This window comes from Pseudomonas sp. LABIM340, from assembly GCF_040017195.2.
Lineage (GTDB): Bacteria > Pseudomonadota > Gammaproteobacteria > Pseudomonadales > Pseudomonadaceae > Pseudomonas.
The window spans coordinates 179599-195875 of record NZ_CM200227.1 but is presented as its reverse complement, the minus strand read 5'-3'; the positions used below and the strand labels follow the sequence as shown (position 1 = coordinate 195875).

General features: G+C 65.4%; 17 protein-coding genes. 10 read left to right on the top strand and 7 right to left on the bottom strand.

What is annotated here, in order from left to right:
• Positions 1 to 55: 55 nt before the first annotated feature.
• Positions 56 to 661 carry a c-type cytochrome gene (locus ABKS89_RS00950; protein WP_138213302.1) on the bottom strand — a complete coding sequence of 202 codons (606 nt, stop codon included), beginning with the start codon at positions 659 to 661 and terminating at the stop codon, positions 56 to 58.
• A gap of 46 nt (positions 662 to 707) precedes the next feature.
• On the bottom strand, positions 708 to 998 hold the full coding sequence (locus ABKS89_RS00945; protein WP_138213303.1) for a c-type cytochrome: 291 nt from the start codon (positions 996 to 998) through the stop codon (positions 708 to 710).
• A 180-nt stretch (positions 999 to 1178) separates the two neighbouring features.
• On the opposite strand from ABKS89_RS00945, the gene yihA reads away from it, so the two are divergent.
• Complete coding sequence (gene yihA, locus ABKS89_RS00940; protein WP_045213409.1) at positions 1179 to 1841, top strand: ribosome biogenesis GTP-binding protein YihA/YsxC; 663 nt, start codon at positions 1179 to 1181, stop codon at positions 1839 to 1841.
• A 277-nt stretch (positions 1842 to 2118) separates the two neighbouring features.
• Here the strand turns inward: yihA and polA are convergent, their stop codons facing one another.
• A complete protein-coding gene (polA, locus tag ABKS89_RS00935) occupies positions 2119 to 4869 on the bottom strand; it encodes a DNA polymerase I (protein ID WP_348588675.1) in 2751 nt (916 codons plus the stop codon).
• Between the two features lie 74 nt (positions 4870 to 4943).
• Between polA and ABKS89_RS00930 the strand changes: the two genes are divergently transcribed.
• Both ABKS89_RS00930 and ABKS89_RS00925 read left to right on the top strand, forming a co-directional pair.
• On the top strand, positions 4944 to 5231 hold the full coding sequence (locus ABKS89_RS00930; RefSeq protein WP_138213305.1) for a DUF2782 domain-containing protein: 288 nt from the start codon (positions 4944 to 4946) through the stop codon (positions 5229 to 5231).
• A gap of 34 nt (positions 5232 to 5265) precedes the next feature.
• On the top strand, positions 5266 to 6216 hold the full coding sequence (locus ABKS89_RS00925; protein ID WP_348588677.1) for a homoserine kinase: 951 nt from the start codon (positions 5266 to 5268) through the stop codon (positions 6214 to 6216).
• Between the two features lie 289 nt (positions 6217 to 6505).
• Here the strand turns inward: ABKS89_RS00925 and ABKS89_RS00920 are convergent, their stop codons facing one another.
• From ABKS89_RS00920 to ABKS89_RS00905, 4 genes are all read right to left on the bottom strand, one after another.
• A complete protein-coding gene (locus tag ABKS89_RS00920; protein WP_017521239.1) occupies positions 6506 to 7192 on the bottom strand; it encodes a TSCPD domain-containing protein in 687 nt (228 codons plus the stop codon).
• Between the two features lie 17 nt (positions 7193 to 7209).
• Entirely contained in the window at positions 7210 to 9357 is a 2148-nt protein-coding gene (locus ABKS89_RS00915; protein WP_348588678.1) for an adenosylcobalamin-dependent ribonucleoside-diphosphate reductase, read from the bottom strand.
• Positions 9358 to 9505: 148 nt separating this feature from the next.
• Positions 9506 to 9667 (bottom strand): hypothetical protein, encoded by a 162-nt coding sequence (locus ABKS89_RS00910; protein WP_348588680.1) that lies wholly within the window; start codon positions 9665 to 9667, stop codon positions 9506 to 9508.
• Positions 9668 to 9790: 123 nt separating this feature from the next.
• Positions 9791 to 10720, bottom strand: coding sequence for a zinc ABC transporter substrate-binding protein (locus tag ABKS89_RS00905; RefSeq protein ID WP_348588681.1), 930 nt, complete (start codon positions 10718 to 10720; stop codon positions 9791 to 9793).
• A gap of 70 nt (positions 10721 to 10790) precedes the next feature.
• On the opposite strand from ABKS89_RS00905, the gene zur reads away from it, so the two are divergent.
• The 7 genes from zur (at position 10791) to ABKS89_RS00870 (ending at position 15993) form a co-directional block, all read left to right on the top strand.
• Positions 10791 to 11297 (top strand): zinc uptake transcriptional repressor Zur, encoded by a 507-nt coding sequence (gene zur, locus ABKS89_RS00900; RefSeq protein WP_138213309.1) that lies wholly within the window; start codon positions 10791 to 10793, stop codon positions 11295 to 11297.
• Positions 11297 to 12097, top strand: coding sequence for a zinc ABC transporter ATP-binding protein ZnuC (gene znuC / locus ABKS89_RS00895; protein WP_348588682.1), 801 nt, complete (start codon positions 11297 to 11299; stop codon positions 12095 to 12097). Before zur ends, znuC begins: the two co-directional genes overlap by 1 nt.
• The gene (gene znuB, locus ABKS89_RS00890) at positions 12090 to 12878 is read left to right on the top strand and encodes a zinc ABC transporter permease subunit ZnuB (protein ID WP_017521234.1); all 789 of its coding nucleotides are present in this window, start codon (positions 12090 to 12092) and stop codon (positions 12876 to 12878) included. Before znuC ends, znuB begins: the two co-directional genes overlap by 8 nt.
• A 37-nt stretch (positions 12879 to 12915) precedes the next feature.
• Positions 12916 to 13302, top strand: a complete 387-nt coding sequence (locus tag ABKS89_RS00885; RefSeq protein WP_138213311.1) for a hypothetical protein — start codon at positions 12916 to 12918, stop codon at positions 13300 to 13302.
• Positions 13303 to 13496: 194 nt separating this feature from the next.
• The gene (locus ABKS89_RS00880) at positions 13497 to 14507 is read left to right on the top strand and encodes a methionine ABC transporter ATP-binding protein (protein WP_138213312.1); all 1011 of its coding nucleotides are present in this window, start codon (positions 13497 to 13499) and stop codon (positions 14505 to 14507) included.
• On the top strand, positions 14504 to 15169 hold the full coding sequence (locus ABKS89_RS00875) for a methionine ABC transporter permease (RefSeq protein ID WP_024766991.1): 666 nt from the start codon (positions 14504 to 14506) through the stop codon (positions 15167 to 15169). Before ABKS89_RS00880 ends, ABKS89_RS00875 begins: the two co-directional genes overlap by 4 nt.
• Before the next feature lie 41 nt (positions 15170 to 15210).
• Complete coding sequence (locus ABKS89_RS00870) at positions 15211 to 15993, top strand: MetQ/NlpA family ABC transporter substrate-binding protein (RefSeq protein ID WP_024766992.1); 783 nt, start codon at positions 15211 to 15213, stop codon at positions 15991 to 15993.
• Positions 15994 to 16277: the final 284 nt, after the last annotated feature.

Genomic DNA, 16277 nt, shown 5'->3' with positions numbered 1-16277 from the left:
CCACCCTTTTTTTCGAAGCAGTTTTTCGATCTGGCGTTTCCGCCACAAAGGCTGCTTAGTGCAGGCCTTCGATGTAGCTGGAGATCGCAGCGATGTCCTTGTTGGACAGCTTGGCGGCGATGCTGCGCATGATCATGGCGTCGCCGTCGTTGGTGCGCTCGCCTTCGCGGAAGGCGGTCAGCTGCTTGGCGGTGTAGGCCGCGTGCTGGCCACCCAGGTGCGGGAAGCCGGCTTCGGCGTTGCCCTGGCCAGCCGGGTTGTGGCAACCGGTGCAGGCCGGCATGCCTTCAGTGAGCTTGCCGCCGCGGAACAGGGCTTCACCCTGGGCGACCAGCTTGGGATCGGCAGCGCCGACACTGGGGTTCTGGCTGGAGAAGTAGGCGGCGATGTCTGCCAGGTCCTCATCGCTGAGGTTGGTCAGCAGGCCGGTCATTTCCAGCACGGTGCGCTTGCCGTCCTTGATGTCGTGCATCTGCTTGAGCAGGTAACGCTCACCCTGCCCGGCCAGTTTCGGGAAGTTGGGCGCCATGCTGTTGCCATCGGCGCCGTGGCAGGCACCACAGACAGCAGCTTTCGCCTGACCGGCCTTGGCATCGCCAGCGGCGTTCGCCACACCGACAAGACCCAGGGTCAACAGCAGACTCACGATCAATTTGTTCATCAGCTAATCCAATAACGGCTAAGGGTGAAAGAGTAAGGCCTGGGAGTTACTTCGACATCCACTGGATAATTGTCTGGTAATCCTCGGCGCTGCAGTCGGTGCACAGGCCGCGAGGCGGCATCGCGTTGAAACCGGTGGTCACATGTTGCACCAGCGTGTCCATGCCCTTGTCCAGGCGTGGCTTCCAAGCGGCGGCGTCGCCCTTTTTCGGCGCCATTGGCAACTGACCATTGTGGCAGGCGCCACAGGCTCTGTTGAAAACGGCTTCCGGATCCTGGGCCGCCAGGGCGCTGGATGCCAGCGCGGCAACGATGGCTGCGAACAGCAGTTTCTTCATGATTATCCTCATCGCAGGGAACATCCGCGTTCTTGATTGCGCGGACTTCAACGTTCCCGTGTGGCTCGACCCTGGGGGATAAAGCGCACACAAAATCCGCGGCATTATATACTTCAGATGCCCAAACGGAAACGAAACCGCCCCCCGCGACACCGCGTCGCACCCGCCGCGAAGTTACCCATGTCCTCGAATAACGCTACGAAAAACCCGATTCTCGGCCTCTGCCAACAGGCCACTTTCCTCATTTCCGCCGCCAAGGTGAACCAGTGCCCGGAGGATTCCGGCCTGGAAGTCGCCTTCGCCGGCCGCTCCAACGCGGGCAAGTCCAGCGCGCTGAACGCGCTGACTCACGCGAACCTGGCGCGGACCTCCAAGACCCCTGGCCGCACCCAGTTGCTGAACTTCTTCCGCCTGGATGACGAACGCCGCCTGGTCGACCTGCCCGGCTACGGCTACGCCAAGGTGCCGATCCCGCTGAAGCTGCACTGGCAGCAGCACCTGGAAGCTTATCTCTCCAGCCGCAATGCGCTAGCCGGGGTGGTGCTGATGATGGATATCCGTCACCCGCTGACCGATTTCGACCGCCTGATGCTCGACTGGGCACAGGCCAGCCAGTTGCCGATCCACGTGCTGCTGACCAAGGCCGACAAGCTGGCCTACGGCGCGGCGAAGAACGCGCTGCTCAAGACCCGCAAGGAAATCCTCGACGGCTGGGGCGATGTCGCCACCCTGCAGCTGTTCTCGGCGCCCAAGCGCCAGGGCGTGGAAGAGGCGCAGCTGGTCCTGGCCGGCTGGCTGGGGCTGCTGGACGAGGAAGAAGAGGAGGCCGGCGAGGAGGCCTGAGGCCAAATCGCAGGCAAAAAAAACCCCGAGCTTCGTATGGGGAGGGGGAAGTTCGGGGTTTAAGTCCGGACCGCTAGGGCGGGGTCCAGTAATCTGCCAACACTAAACACTGCAAAGGAGCATCGAAGGGCTTCACCAGCCATTCACGAGTTCTGACTCGGCTCCGCGCGGGAAAGTTCAGCGGGTCACAAAAGATTTTTTCAGGCCGGCCAGAAAGCGCCTGAACAATCGCGCCGCAAGGCCCGGCTGGCGGGCCTTGTGACCGTTCGTCCAGTCGTCAGTGCGCCTCGTCCCAGTTCGCCCCGACACCGGCTTCGACGACCAGCGGTACGTCCAGCTCCGCCGCGCCGCTCATCAGCGGCCGAATGCCATCACGGACCTGATCCACCAGGTCCTCGCGCACTTCCAGGACCAGTTCGTCGTGTACCTGGAGGATGACGCGGGCATCGATGCCGCTTTCCTGCAGCCAGTTATCCACAGCCACCATGGCGCGCTTCATGATGTCCGCAGCCGTGCCCTGCATCGGTGCGTTGATCGCGGTGCGCTCGGCGGCCTTGCGCATGGCGCCGTTCTTCGAGGCGATTTCCGGCAGGTACAGGCGACGGCCAAACAGGGTTTCGACGAAGCCCTGCTCGGCGGCCTGGGCGCGGGTGCGCTCCATGTAGGCCAGCACGCCCGGATAGCGGGCGAAATAGCGGTCGATGTAGGCCTGGGCCTCCTTGCGCTCGACGCCGATTTGCTTGGCCAGGCCGAAGGCGCTCATGCCATAGATCAGGCCGAAGTTGATCGCCTTGGCGCTGCGGCGCTGGTCGGACGTCACGTCATCCAGCGGCACGCCGAAGACTTCGGCGGCAGTGGCGCGGTGCACGTCGCGATCATGACGGAAGGCGTCCAGCAGGCCTTCGTCCTTGGCCAGGTGGGCCATGATGCGCAGTTCGATCTGAGAGTAGTCCGCCGCCAGCAGCTGGTAGCCCTTGGGCGCGACGAAGGCCTGGCGGATGCGCCGGCCCTCGGCGGTGCGGATCGGGATATTTTGCAAGTTCGGGTCGCTGGAGGACAGCCGGCCGGTCGCCGCCACCGCCTGGTGGTAGCTGGTGTGGATGCGCCCGGTGCGCGGGTTGATCTGCTCCGGCAACTTGTCGGTGTAGGTGCTCTTGAGCTTGCTCAGGGAGCGGTACTGCATGATCACCTTGGGCAGCTCGTAATCCTGCTCGGCCAGCTCGGCGAGGACGGCCTCGGCGGTGGACGGCTGGCCGGTGGCGGTCTTGGACAACACCGGCAGGCCCAGCTTTTCATAAAGGATGGCGCCCAGCTGCTTGGGCGAGCCGAGGTTGAACTCCTCGCCCGCCAGGTCATAGGCCTGGCGCTGCAGCTCGACCATCTTCTCGCCCAGCTCGACGCTCTGCTTGCCCAGCAGGTTGGCGTCGACCAGCGCGCCGTTGCGCTCGATGCGCGCCAGTACCGGCACCAGCGGCATCTCGATTTCGGTGAGCACCTTGGCCAGGGACGGGATGGCTTCCAGCTTCTGCCACAGGGTCTGGTGCAGGCGCAGGGTCACGTCGGCGTCTTCGGCTGCATAGGGGCCGGCCTGTTCCAGGGCGATCTGGTCGAAGGTCAGCTGCTTGGCGCCCTTGCCGGCGATATCCTCGAAGCGGATGGTGCTGTGGCCCAGGTACTTGAGCGCCAGGCTGTCCATGTCGTGGCGGGTCGCGGTGGAGTCCAGCACGTAGGATTCGAGCATGGTGTCGTAGGCGATACCCTGCACGGCGATGGGCGTCGAGGCGTTGGCCAGGACGTTCATGTCGTACTTGGCGTGCTGGCCGATCTTGCGCTTCTTCGGGTCTTCCAGCAGCGGCTTGAGGGCCTTGAGCACGGCGTCACGATCCAGCTGCGCCGGCACGCCCATATAACTGTGGGCCAGCGGCACGTAGGCGGCTTCGCCTTCCTTCACCGCGAAGGACACACCCACCACCTGCGCCTGCTGCGGATCGAGGCTGGTGGTCTCGGTGTCGAAGGCGATCAGGTCGGCGGCTTCCAGCTTCTTCAGCCAGGCGTCGAACTGCGCTTGTTCCAGGACGATCTCGTAGAGCTTCTCCGCTGCGGCAGCCGGGGCCTCTTCCAGCGCCAGCTGCGGGCTGGCGGTCTTGGCCGCCTGGCGTTGCAGATCATCCAGGCCGGTCTTGAATTCCAGGGTGCGATACAGCTCGGTCAGGGCCTCGCGGTCCGGCTCGCCGGGGTGCAGGGCGTCGATCTCGACGTTCAGTTCGACATCGCACTTGATGGTGGCGAGCTGGTAGGACAGGTAGGCCATGTCCTTGTGCTCTTCGAGCTTGGCCGGCAGGCCCTTGGCGCCGCGGATGGGCAGTTCGGGCACCTTGTTCAGGCTGGCGTAGAGCACATCCAGGCCGCCACCGACGCCGGTGAGCAGGCCGAGGGCGGTCTTTTCGCCGACACCGGGCACGCCGGGAATGTTGTCGACCTTGTCGCCCATCAGCGCCAGGTAATCGATGATCAGCTCAGGACCGACACCGAATTTCTCCTTAACGCCATCCACATCGAGCACGCTACCGGTCATCGTGTTGACCAGCGTAATGTGCCCGTCGACCAGCTGCGCCATGTCCTTGTCGCCGGTGGAGATCACCACCGCCCGGCCACCGGCCGCGCTCTGCCGGGCCAGGGTGCCGATCACGTCGTCCGCTTCCACGCCTTCCACGCACAGCAGGGGCAGGCCGAGGGCGCGCACGGTGGCGTGCAGCGGCTCCACCTGCACGCGCAGGTCGTCCGGCATCGAGGGGCGATTGGCCTTGTACTCGGCAAACATCTCGTCGCGGAAGGTCCCGCCCTTGGCATCGAAGACCACCGCGAAGGGGCTGTCCGGATACTGCTTGCGCAGGCTCTTGAGCATGTTCAGCACGCCCTTCACCGCTCCCGTGGGCATGCCGCTGGAGGTCATCAGCGGCGGCAGGGCATGGAAGGCGCGATACAGGTAGGACGAGCCGTCCACGAGGACGAGGGGTGCTTGGCTCATGAGGGGAATCAACCTTTTCAGAAGGGCTCGGGCTAAAATGTCCGTAGCCAATTCGACAAAGGGACAAGGTTATCATGCGTACGTTGAACCGCCTGTTGCTCGCCGCTCTGCTGGGTCTTGGCGCAACCTCCGTGCTGGCGGCGGACGATGCCCCGACGCCGGAACCGGATGTGACCATCCGCCAGGAGGGCGACAAGACCATCCAGGAATACCGCGTGAACGGATTCCTCTACGCCATCAAGGTCGTGCCCAAGCACGGCAAGCCCTACTTCCTGGTGCGCCAGGACGGCAGCGACGGCAACTTCATCCGCTCGGACCAGCCCGACAAGCTGATTCCGCAGTGGCAGATCTTCAGCTGGTAAACCCTCCCCACCACGACGCTCCAGAGGATTGAGCATGTCGGTATTCACGCCTCTGGAACGTCCGGTCCTGGAAGACTTCCTCGCCCCCTACGGCCTCGGCCGCCTGCGGGACTTCCGCGGTATCGCGGAAGGCTCGGAGAACAGCAATTTCTTCGTCAGCCTGGAACGCGGCGAATTCGTCCTGACCCTGGTGGAGCGCGGCCCGGTGCAGGAGATGCCGTTCTTCATCGAACTGCTCGACGTCCTGCACGAAGCCGACCTGCCGGTGCCCTACGCCCTGCGCACGAAGGATGGCGAGGCGCTGCGTCAGCTCGAAGGCAAGCCGGCGCTGCTGCAACCGCGCCTGGCCGGCCGTCACGAACGCTCGCCAAACAACCATCACTGCAAGGAAGTCGGCGACCTGCTGGCACGCCTGCACCTGGCGACCCGCGAGCGGATCATCGAGCGCCCCAGCGACCGCGGCTTGAGCTGGATGCTGCATGAAGGCGAGACGATGCAGTCGCACCTGTCCGGCCACGCCGCGACCCTGCTGGGCGATGCCCTTGAGGAGATCGCCCGCCTGCTCGCCGAACAGCCGGCGCTGCCGCGCGCCAACCTGCACGCCGACCTGTTCCGCGACAACGTGCTGTTCGACGGCCCGCACCTGGCGGGGGTGATCGACTTCTACAACGCCAGCTCCGGCTGGATGCTCTACGACCTGGCGATCACCGTGAACGACTGGTGCTCGACAGACGACGGCGCCCTCGACGGCCCCCGCACCCGCGCCCTGCTGGCGGCCTATGCGGCCAAGCGGCCGTTCACCGCGCTCGAAGCCGAGCTGTGGCCGGAGATGCTGCGGGTGGCTTGCGTGCGCTTCTGGCTGTCGCGGCTGATCGCCGCCGAGGCATTCGCCGGGCAGGACGTGCTGATCCACGACCCGAGCGAGTTTGAGCGTCGGCTGGCGCAGCGGCAGACGGTGGGGATTCATTTGCCGTTTGCGTTGTAATTCAGCGCAGGCTTTCCGGCCGGATCGCGGATAAATCCGCTCCTACGAAAGCAGACGGATGCACGTCTGAAGGAGCTGCAGGTGGCTGATGAACCCCTTGTAGGAGCGCGCCATGCGCGCGATCGCGGGCATGGCCCGCTCCTACACAGAGCTCCGGCATGAAGCGGAGGAGTGAAGATCCAAATCGGAGCTGGCATCCCTGCCGCAACTCCTCTGCTCAAGATGAACCCCGGCCCGGCCATCCATGGCCGGTCGTTCGCCCTTCAAAACGCATGCGTTTTGAGCGGGCTCACCCGCACTTGGAATGCCCACAGTTCAGGCATGTCGCGCAGCCATCCATCTGCACCACCGCCATCGTGTTGCACTTGCCGCAAAGCTGGGCGCCGGCGGGGAAGCCTTCGCCGGGCTCGGCCTTGTTGGTGCCCTGGGCGGCTTCGTAGGCGGCGCGCTTTTCAGCGAGATACAGACGCTGCTCCTCGTCCAGCTGCGGGCCTTCCATCAGGCCGATGGCGACCAGGTGGCGCTCCACCACCGCGCCGATCTCGGCGACGATCGACGGCATATAGATGCCGCCGCGCTTCAGGTACCCGCCGCGCGGGTCGAACACCGCCTTCATTTCTTCCACCAGGAAGGTGCAGTCACCGCCCTTGCGGAATACTGCGGACATGATCCGGGTGAGCGCGACGATCCACTGGAAGTGGTCCATGTTCTTCGAGTTGATGAAAATCTCGAAGGGCCGGCGCTGCTCGTACGGGGTGTCCGGGTTGAGCACCACGTCGTTGATGGTCACGTACAGCGCATGCTCGAACAGCGGCGACTTGATCTTGTAGGTCGCGCCGACCAGCAGCTCCGGTCGCTGCAGGGTTTCATCCATCTTCACCACGGCGGCCGCCGCGGCGGCTTCCACGCGGGCCTTTTCCTCGGCCACGTCCACCACCTGGAAGCCTTTGATCTTCTGGTTGATCTTGACGCTCATAGCATTCTCCAGGGGTATCAGTACTTGCCGTAATAGCCTTCTTTCAGGGCGTCGAAGAGGTTAGCGGCACTATGGATCTCGCCGTCGTACTCCACTTCCTCGTTGCCCTTGAGTTCCACCACGCTGCCATCTTCCAGTTCGAAGCGGTACAGGGTCTTCTCCAGGTCCGACTCCTTCACCAGCACGCCCTGGAAGGCCGCCGGGTTGAAACGGAAGGTGGTGCAGCCCTTCAGGCCCTGGCGCCATGCGTAGAGGTAGATGTCCTTGAAGTCCTCGAACGGGTAGTCGGTGGGGACGTTGGCGGTCTTGGAGATCGACGAGTCGATCCACTTCTGCGCGGCGGCCTGGATGTCCACATGCTGCTGCGGCGTGATGTCGTCGGCGGTGATGAAGTAGTCCGGCAGGCGGTGCTTCTCTTCCTCGGCGCCCGGCACGGCGTGGTTGTCCACCTGGTCGCGGTAGGCCAGCAGTTCGTAGCTGAAGACCGAGATCTTCTCCTTGGTCTTGCGCCCGGCGCGGATCAGGTTGCGTGAATAGTGGTGGGCGAAGCTCGGCTCGATGCCGTTGGAGGCGTTGTTGGCCAGGCTCAGGCTGATGGTGCCGGTGGGCGCGATGGAGCTGTGATGGGTGAAGCGCGCGCCGTGCTCGGCCAGCTCCTCGATCAGCTGCGGCGCATGCTCGGCAACGCGCTGCATGTAGCGCGAATACTTGGCGTGCAGAACGCGGCCGGCGATCTTGTCACCGACCTTGAGGCCATCGGCCTTCATTTCCGGACGCTTGCGCAGCATCTCGGCGGTGACGTCGTATTCCTTCACCAGGGCCGGCGCCGGACCTTTCTCGCGGGACAGTTCCAGGGCCACTTCCCAGCCGACCAGGGCCATCTCGCGCGCCACTTCCTCGGTGAAGACGCAGGCTTCCGGGCTGCCATAGCGCAGCTTGAGCAGGGTCAGCGCCGAGCCCAGGCCGAGGAAACCCATGCCGTGGCGACGCTTGCCGAGAATTTCCGCGCGCTGCTGTTCCAGCGGCAGGCCGTTGATCTCCACCACGTTGTCGAGCATGCGGGTGAACACGCGGACCACTTCGCGGTAGCGCTCCCAGTCGAAGCGCGCGTTGTCGCCGAAGGCGTCGACCACAAAAGTGGTCAGGTTCACCGAGCCCAGCAGGCACGAGCCGTAGGGCGGCAGCGGTTGCTCGCCGCAGGGGTTGGTGGCGCGGATCGCCTCGCACCACCAGTTGTTGTTCATCTCGTTGACACGGTCGATGAGGATGAATCCAGGCTCGGCGTAGTCGTAGGTGGACACCATGATCATGTCCCACAGGTGCCGCGCCTTGACCCGCCCGTAGACCTTGCAGGCGACGCGGCCGTCATCGCCTACCAGGTAGTCGTCATGCAGAGGCCAGTCGCGCCAGACCACCTCGTCGGCGCTCTTCAGATCGACTTCGTCGCGTTCCTTCTGGTGGATCGGGAACACCAGCGGCCAGTCCTCGTCGTCCTCCACGGCGTTCATGAAGCCGTCGGTGATCAGCAGGCTGAGGTTGAACTGGCGCAGGCGGCCGTCTTCGCGCTTGGCGCGGATGAACTCGCGCACGTCCGGATGGCTGACGTCGAAGGTGCCCATCTGCGCGCCACGCCGCCCCCCGGCGGAGCTGACGGTGAAGCACATCTTGTCGTAGATATCCATGAACGACAGCGGCCCGCTGGTGTGCGCGCCGGCGCCGGAGACGTAGGCGCCACGCGGGCGCAGGGTGCTGAATTCGTAGCCGATGCCGCAGCCGGCCTTGAGCGTCAGCCCGGCCTCGTGGACCTTCTCCAGGATATCGTCCATGGAGTCGCGGATGATCCCCGAGACGGTGCAGTTGATGGTCGAGGTGGCCGGCTTGTGCCCCTGGGCGCCGGCGTTGGAAATGATCCGCCCGGCCGGGATGGCGCCGTTGCGCAGGGCCCAGAGGAAGCGCTCGTACCAGTGCTCGCGCAGGGCCTTGTTGGCCTCGACGTCGGCCAGGGCGCGGGCGACGCGCTGCCAGGTTTCGTCGACGCTGCCGTCGATGGGGTCACCGCTCTTGTGCTTGAGGCGGTACTTGCTGTCCCAGATGTCCTGCGAGGCAGGCTGCAGGGCGAGAACTCCTGGGTTGGCGCCGCGTTGGCGCGCATCGGTCTTGGCCATCCGGGAAATAACCTCCTGTCGGTTGGGTGGCAGGCGCAAATGGAGCGCGAGTAGACCCCATATGTAGGCATAGATTCCTGATCACCATCAACATCTTGTGTCAGGCAACCCCAACTAGACACCATAGACAATTGAACGACGAACGCCGTCAAAGATGCCGAAAGCCGACGATTGGCGGGGAATCAGGGGAGGAAATTGCGGGAAATTTCAGGCAGGGGTGGCGCGACGAACGGGCGCGGATATGGCGTTGCGCCTCGGCCGATTCCGGGGATGAATTGTAGGAGCGCGCCATGCGTGCGATCGCGGGCATGGCCCGCTCCTACAGGGGAAATCCGGAGCCGAGGATTAGTCAGCAACGTAGGGCGCATAAAGCGGAACGCTTTATCCGCCATCCGAGGCCCTACGAGCGAGGAAGCTTGGGCAGCAGGCCGAGTCAGAGCTTCTCCAGGCACCCCGCGAACTCGTCCGCCAGGTTGCCCAGCAGGTTTTCGTAGCCCTGGGCATCCACTTTGACGCCCACGCCCAGGTCATCCAGCTCGGCCAGGCGCACCGGCAGGCCCTGGCTCAGGGTGTCGGCCAGGCGCGGGCGGATCGGCGGTTCGCTGAAGATGCAGGACGGGCCGGCCTTCTGCAGCTGCGCACGCATCATGGCGACATGGCGGGCGCCCGGTTGCACGTCGGCGGACACCGCGAAGACGCCAGCATGGCGCAGGCCATAGGCCTCCTCGAAGTAGTCGAAGGCCTCGTGGAAGACGAAGAAGGGCTTGCCCTTGAGCGGGTCGATGCGCTGTTTCAGGCGGGCGTCGAGGGTCTCCATGCGCTCGTCGAAGGCCTTCAGGTTGGCCTGGTAGCGGCTGGCGTTGGCCGGGTCGGCGATGGCCAGGTCCTCGGCCATGCGTGCGGCGATCACCTGGGCATTGGCCGGCAACAGCCACAAATGCGCGTCGATCATGCCAGGCCGGTGATCATGGTCGTGGCCCGTGTCGTCGTCATGGTCCGGGTGATTCGACTCGCTGAAATCGGCGAACTTGCGCAGGTGCATGCCGGCCTGATCCTGCACGGCCACGCTCGGGCCCTTGCGGCTTTCCAGCACCTTGGGCAGGAAGTTCTCCAGGTCCTGGCCGACCCAGTAGAACAGCTGCGCGTCGCGCACGCGGCGGATGTCGGACGGGCGCAGCGAGTAGCTGTGCGGCGAGGCGCCCGGCGGCAGCAGCACGTCCGGCGTGCCTTCGCCGTCCTGGATGGCGGCGGCGATCAGTTGCAGCGGCTTGATGCTGGTCAGCACGCTGACCTCGGCACGTACGGGGAGGCTGAGCAGCAGCGCGCAGGCGGCGGTCAGCAGGGCGACGGGACGGAAGGACACGGCGGCACTCACACAGGGGAGACATGAAAGAGTAATATAATAACGTCTCTGAACCCGAGCGTCGCCGCGCATGTACAAGATTGCCCCCAAGACCCCCCTCGCCTGCCGCCCGCACGACCATGCCAACTGCGTGGCCAGCGCCCTGGCCGACGCCGATGCGCTGTGCGCGCGTCAGGGCGTGCGCCTGACCGAGCTGCGCCGGCGCGTGCTGGAGCTGGTCTGGGCGAGCCACAAGCCGCTGGGCGCCTACGACATCCTCGCCGTGCTGAGCGAAGAGGACGGCCGTAAGGCGGCGCCGCCGACGGTCTACCGCGCCCTCGACTTCCTCCTGGAAAACGGCCTGGTGCACCGCATCGCCTCGCTCAACGCCTTCATCGGCTGCGCCCACCCGGAACACGCCCATGAAGGCCAGTTCCTGATCTGCCGCGCCTGCCACACCGCCATCGAGCTGGAACAGCCGGCCATCAGCGAGGCCATCGTCGCCGGCGCCAAGGGTGTCGGCTTCGCTGTGGAAAGCCAGACCGTCGAGATCGTCGGCCTCTGCGGCGCCTGCGCCCCCGGCCAGCAGGAGGCGTGATGAGCGACGCCCTGATCCGCCTGCAAGGCGTTGGCGTCAGTTATGGCGGCCAGGCGGTGCTGCAGAACGTCGACCTGACCATCGCTCCCGGCGAGATCGTCACCCTGATCGGCCCCAACGGCGCCGGCAAGACGACCCTGGTGCGCAGCGTGCTCGGCCTGCTCAAGCCCGATACCGGCAGCGTCTGGCGCCAGCCGAAGCTGTCCATCGGCTACATGCCGCAGAAGCTCCACGTCGATCCGACCCTGCCGCTGACGGTTTTCCGCTTCCTGCGCCTGGTCCCTGGTGTGCAGCGCTACCACGCCCTCGATGCGCTGAAGGAAGTCGGCGCCGCCCACGTCATCGACAAGCCGCTGCAGAGCGTTTCCGGCGGCGAGCTGCAGCGCGTGCTGCTGGCCCGCGCCCTGCTGCGCAAGCCGGAACTGCTGGTGCTCGACGAGCCCGTGCAGGGCGTCGACGTCGCCGGCCAGGCCGAGCTTTACCGCTTGATCGGCCGCCTGCGCGACCGCCTCGGTTGTGGCGTGCTGATGGTCTCCCACGACCTGCACCTGGTGATGAGCGCCACCGACAAGGTGGTGTGCCTGAACCGCCACGTCTGCTGCTCCGGGCACCCGGAACAGGTCAGCGGCGACCCGGCCTTCGTCGAGCTGTTCGGCCAGGACGCCCGCAGCCTGGCGGTCTACCACCACCACCACGACCATTCCCACGACCTGCACGGCGAGGTGGTGAAACCCGCCTTCCCGGCCGGCACCCGCTTCACTCCGGTCCACCAGCACGGCCCCGACTGCAACCATGGCTGATTTCCTGCTCAACGCCCTCCTCGCCGGGCTCGCCCTGGCGGTGGTCGCCGGGCCCCTGGGTTCGTTCGTCGTCTGGCGACGCATGGCCTATTTCGGCGACACCCTGTCCCACGCCGCCCTGCTCGGTGTGGCCTTGGGCTTCCTGCTGGACGTCAGCCCGACGCTGGCGGTGACCGTCGGCTGCGTATTGCTCGCCGTCCTGCTGGTCACCCTGCAGCAGCGCCAGCCGCTGGCCGCCGACACCCTGCTCGGCATCCTCGCCCACAGCACGCTGTCGCTGGGCCTGGTGACCCTGAGCTTCATGAAGGAAGTGCGCGTCGACCTGATGGCCTACCTGTTCGGCGACCTGCTCGCCGTCAGCCAGACCGACCTCCTGTGGATAGTCGCCGGCAGCGCTCTGGTGCTGGGGCTGATCTGCTGGCTGTGGCGACCGCTGCTGGCGATCACCGTGCACGAGGAACTGGCGCGGGTCGAAGGCCTGCCGGTCACCGCCATCCGCCTGGCGCTGATGCTGCTGATCGCCATCGTCATCGCCGTGGCCATGAAGATCGTCGGCGTGCTGCTGATCACCTCCCTGCTGATCATCCCCGCGGCAGCCGCCCAGCGACATGCGCGCAGCCCGGAACAGATGGCCTTCGGCGCGAGTCTGATCGGCCTGGTGGCGGTGTGTGCCGGGCTTTCGCTGTCCTGGTTCAAGGACACCCCCGCCGGCCCCTCCATCGTGGTCAGCGCGGCGGCCCTGTTCCTGCTGAGTTTTGTCCTGCCGCGCCGGACGGTGTAGAATTTGGCGATTTTTTGATCAAAAGAGACCCTGACGCATGAAGTCGTTCGTCATCCGCCTGTTCGCGCTGATGGCCATGGCGCTGGCCCTCGCGGCCTGCCAGAGCACCGCGAGCAATCCGCCCAGCAGCAGTGGCTTCGAGACCGAACTGGCCGCCGGCCGTCTGGAATCCGCGCAGCTCGCGCTGGGTTCCGAACAGGAAGACGCCACCCAGCTCGCCGAGCGCCGCAAGCGCCTGGCCGACGCGTACCTTGAGCGCAGCCGCGAAGCGCTGGCCAAGGGCGACGTCAATGGCGCCACCACCGCCCTGACCCGCGCCCGCTCGCTGATGCCCCGCGCCCCTGGCGTCGCCGCCGACGTCAGCGGCCTGCAGAAGCCCGCCGCTCCGGTCGCCCCGGCCGCCCAGCCGAACTGCACACCCTGAACCCCACGGGCGCCCGTCCGCGGCGCCCGTTATTTCCTTTTGTTCCGTGCTTAGCTGAACAAAGATTAATCAGCCATAAAAAAGCAGGTTAAAATGCGCGGTTTTGGCTGACCGCCTACGCTCGTTGCCTACGCCTGTTGATCCGACGGCCCCGGCAGCGAGCGGCGCCTTCCCGTACCCACAAGGTTCGCTAAGTGATCGAATTCCACGACGTCCACAAGACCTATCGCGTCGCCGGACGCGATATCCCGGCCCTGCAGCCGACCCGCCTGTCCATCGAGGGCGGCCAGGTCTTTGGCCTGATCGGCCATTCCGGCGCCGGTAAAAGCACCCTGCTGCGCCTGATCAACCGCCTGGAAGAACCCAGCGGCGGGCGCATCGTTATCGACGGCGAGGACATCACCGCCCTGGACGCCGACGGCCTGCGCCGCTTCCGCCAGCGCGTCGGGATGATCTTCCAGCACTTCAACCTGCTGGCCTCCAAGACCGTCGCCGACAACATCGCCATGCCGATGAAACTCGCCGGCACCTTCAGCGCCGCCGAAATCACCGCACGGGTGGACGAGCTGCTCGACCGCGTCGGCCTCAAGGAGCACGCGCGCAAGTACCCGGCGCAGCTCTCCGGCGGCCAGAAGCAGCGTGTCGGCATCGCCCGCGCTCTGGCCTGCCGGCCGACCATCCTGCTCTGCGACGAAGCCACCAGCGCCCTCGACCCGCAGACCACCGGCCAGGTCCTGCAGCTGCTGGCGGAGATCAACCGCGAGCTGAAGCTGACCATCGTCCTGATCACCCACGAGATGGACGTGATCCGTCGCGTCTGCGACCAGGTGGCGGTGATGGATGCCGGGCGCATCGTCGAACAGGGCGAGGTCGCCGACGTGTTCCTCCACCCGCAGCACGAAACCACCCGCCGCTTCGTCTTCGAGGCCGAGCGCGTCGACGAGGACGAGCAGCACGATGACTTCGCCCACGTGCCGGGGCGCATCCTGCGCCTGACCTTCCGCGGCGAGGCGACCTACGCGCCGCTGCTGGGCACCGTCGCGCGCCAGACCGGCGTCGACTACAGCATCCTTGCCGGGCGCATCGACCGCATCAAGGACCAGCCCTACGGCCAGCTCACCCTGTCCCTGGTGGGCGGTGACATCGAGGCCGCCCTGGCGCAGCTCAACGCTGCCGAAGTCCATGTGGAGGTGCTGCGCGCATGAGCGACTTTTTCGTAAACATTGATTGGTCCGAGATCCTCCAGGCCAGCCTCGACACCTTCTGGATGCTCGGCGGCTCGCTGCTGTTCACCGTCATCCTCGGCCTGCCGCTGGGCGTGCTGTTGTTTCTTACCGGGCCCAAGCAGATGTTCGCCAACCGCGGCATCTACGGCGTGCTGGCGTTCATCGTCAACGTGCTGCGCTCGCTGCCGTTCATCATCCTGCTGATCGTGCTGATCCCGCTCACGGTGATCCTGGTTGGCACCTCGCTGGGCGTCGCCGGTGCCATCCCGCCGCTGGTGGTGGGGGCCACGCCGTTCTTCGCGCGCCTGGTGGAAACCGCGCTGCGCGAGGTGGACAAGGGCATCATCGAAGCCACCCAGGCCATGGGCGCCAGCACCCGCCAGATCATCTGGAACGCCCTGCTGCCCGAAGCCCGTCCGGGCATCATCGCCGCCATCACCGTCACCGCCATCACTCTGGTGTCCTACACCGCGATGGCCGGCGTGGTCGGCGCCGGCGGCCTCGGCGACCTGGCGATCCGCTACGGCTACCAACGCTTCCAGGACGACGTGATGCTGCTCACCGTGGTGATGCTGGTGGTCCTCGTCCAGATCCTGCAGACCGTCGGCGACAAGCTGGTGGTCCACTACTCGCGCAAATAACCACAAGGCCCGCCGGATGCGGGCCGACCAAGGAGCCAACCATGAAGAAACTGTTCGCCGCGTTCGCTGCCGCCGCAGTCATCGCCGCCCCGCTGGCCCAGGCCGCCGACAGCCTGACCGTCGCCGCCACCCCGGTGCCGCACGCCGAGATCCTCAACTTCGTCAAACCCATCCTGGCCAAGGAAGGGGTTGAGCTGAAGGTGAAGGAATTCACCGACTACGTGCAGCCCAACACCCAGGTCGCCGAGAAGCGCCTGGACGCCAACTTCTTCCAGCACCAGCCGTACCTGGATGAGTTCAACAAGACCAAGGGCACCAGCCTGATCGCCGTCACCGGTGTGCACATCGAGCCGCTGGGCGCCTATTCCACCAAGTTCAAGAAGCTCGAAGAGCTGCCCTCGGGCGCCACCGTGGTGATCCCCAACGACGCCACCAACGGCGGCCGCGCGCTGCTGCTGCTGGACAAGGCCGGCGTGATCAAGCTCAAGGACAACAAGTCCATCACCGCCACCCCGAAGGACATCGTCGAGAACCCGAAGAACATCAAGGTGCGTGAGCTGGAAGCGGCCACCCTGCCGCGCGTGCTGACCCAGGTCGACCTCGCCCTGATCAACACCAACTACGCCCTGGAAGCCAAGCTGAACCCCACCAAGGACGCGCTGGCCATCGAAGGCGCCGACTCGCCCTACGTGAACATCCTGGTTGCCCGCCCGGACAACAAGGACAGCGCCGCCATGCAGAAGCTGGCCGCCGCCCTGCACAGCCCCGAGGTGAAGCAGTTCATCCTCGAGAAGTACAAGGGCGCCGTGGTGCCGGCGTTCTGATCGCCGCGTAGCTGACGCTCAAAAAAGCCCGGTCGAATGACCGGGCTTTTTCGTTTCAGCACCCCGCAAAGCCGCGCGCCAGGGCCTTTGCTCAAAAAAACACCAACCTTTCCTGCATATTTTCCATGCCGCAAAGGCATCGGATTTTTGCCGATCCGCTGAAACCCACGAATGGTGCGGCCTGCAGCGATCCGCCGAAAACCTATAGCACCGAAAGTTATTTAAATAAGAGAAACAATCACTTCAAGAGCTAAGACGCTCCGCCAATCATGCAGGTCCGTTCC

What these genes read in the sequence shown, in the direction of transcription:
- ABKS89_RS00950 (WP_138213302.1), bottom strand. Translation starts at nt 661, where the DNA reads ATGAACAAATTGATCGTGAGTCTGCTGTTGACCCTGGGTCTTGTCGGT.
- ABKS89_RS00945 (WP_138213303.1), bottom strand. Translation starts at nt 998, where the DNA reads ATGAAGAAACTGCTGTTCGCAGCCATCGTTGCCGCGCTGGCATCCAGC.
- yihA (WP_045213409.1), top strand. Translation starts at nt 1,179, where the DNA reads ATGTCCTCGAATAACGCTACGAAAAACCCGATTCTCGGCCTCTGCCAA.
- polA (WP_348588675.1), bottom strand. Translation starts at nt 4,869, where the DNA reads ATGAGCCAAGCACCCCTCGTCCTCGTGGACGGCTCGTCCTACCTGTAT.
- ABKS89_RS00930 (WP_138213305.1), top strand. Translation starts at nt 4,944, where the DNA reads ATGCGTACGTTGAACCGCCTGTTGCTCGCCGCTCTGCTGGGTCTTGGC.
- ABKS89_RS00925 (WP_348588677.1), top strand. Translation starts at nt 5,266, where the DNA reads ATGTCGGTATTCACGCCTCTGGAACGTCCGGTCCTGGAAGACTTCCTC.
- ABKS89_RS00920 (WP_017521239.1), bottom strand. Translation starts at nt 7,192, where the DNA reads ATGAGCGTCAAGATCAACCAGAAGATCAAAGGCTTCCAGGTGGTGGAC.
- ABKS89_RS00915 (WP_348588678.1), bottom strand. Translation starts at nt 9,357, where the DNA reads ATGGCCAAGACCGATGCGCGCCAACGCGGCGCCAACCCAGGAGTTCTC.
- ABKS89_RS00910 (WP_348588680.1), bottom strand. Translation starts at nt 9,667, where the DNA reads ATGCCCGCGATCGCACGCATGGCGCGCTCCTACAATTCATCCCCGGAA.
- zur (WP_138213309.1), top strand. Translation starts at nt 10,791, where the DNA reads ATGTACAAGATTGCCCCCAAGACCCCCCTCGCCTGCCGCCCGCACGAC.
- znuC (WP_348588682.1), top strand. Translation starts at nt 11,297, where the DNA reads ATGAGCGACGCCCTGATCCGCCTGCAAGGCGTTGGCGTCAGTTATGGC.
- znuB (WP_017521234.1), top strand. Translation starts at nt 12,090, where the DNA reads ATGGCTGATTTCCTGCTCAACGCCCTCCTCGCCGGGCTCGCCCTGGCG.
- ABKS89_RS00885 (WP_138213311.1), top strand. Translation starts at nt 12,916, where the DNA reads ATGAAGTCGTTCGTCATCCGCCTGTTCGCGCTGATGGCCATGGCGCTG.
- ABKS89_RS00875 (WP_024766991.1), top strand. Translation starts at nt 14,504, where the DNA reads ATGAGCGACTTTTTCGTAAACATTGATTGGTCCGAGATCCTCCAGGCC.
- ABKS89_RS00870 (WP_024766992.1), top strand. Translation starts at nt 15,211, where the DNA reads ATGAAGAAACTGTTCGCCGCGTTCGCTGCCGCCGCAGTCATCGCCGCC.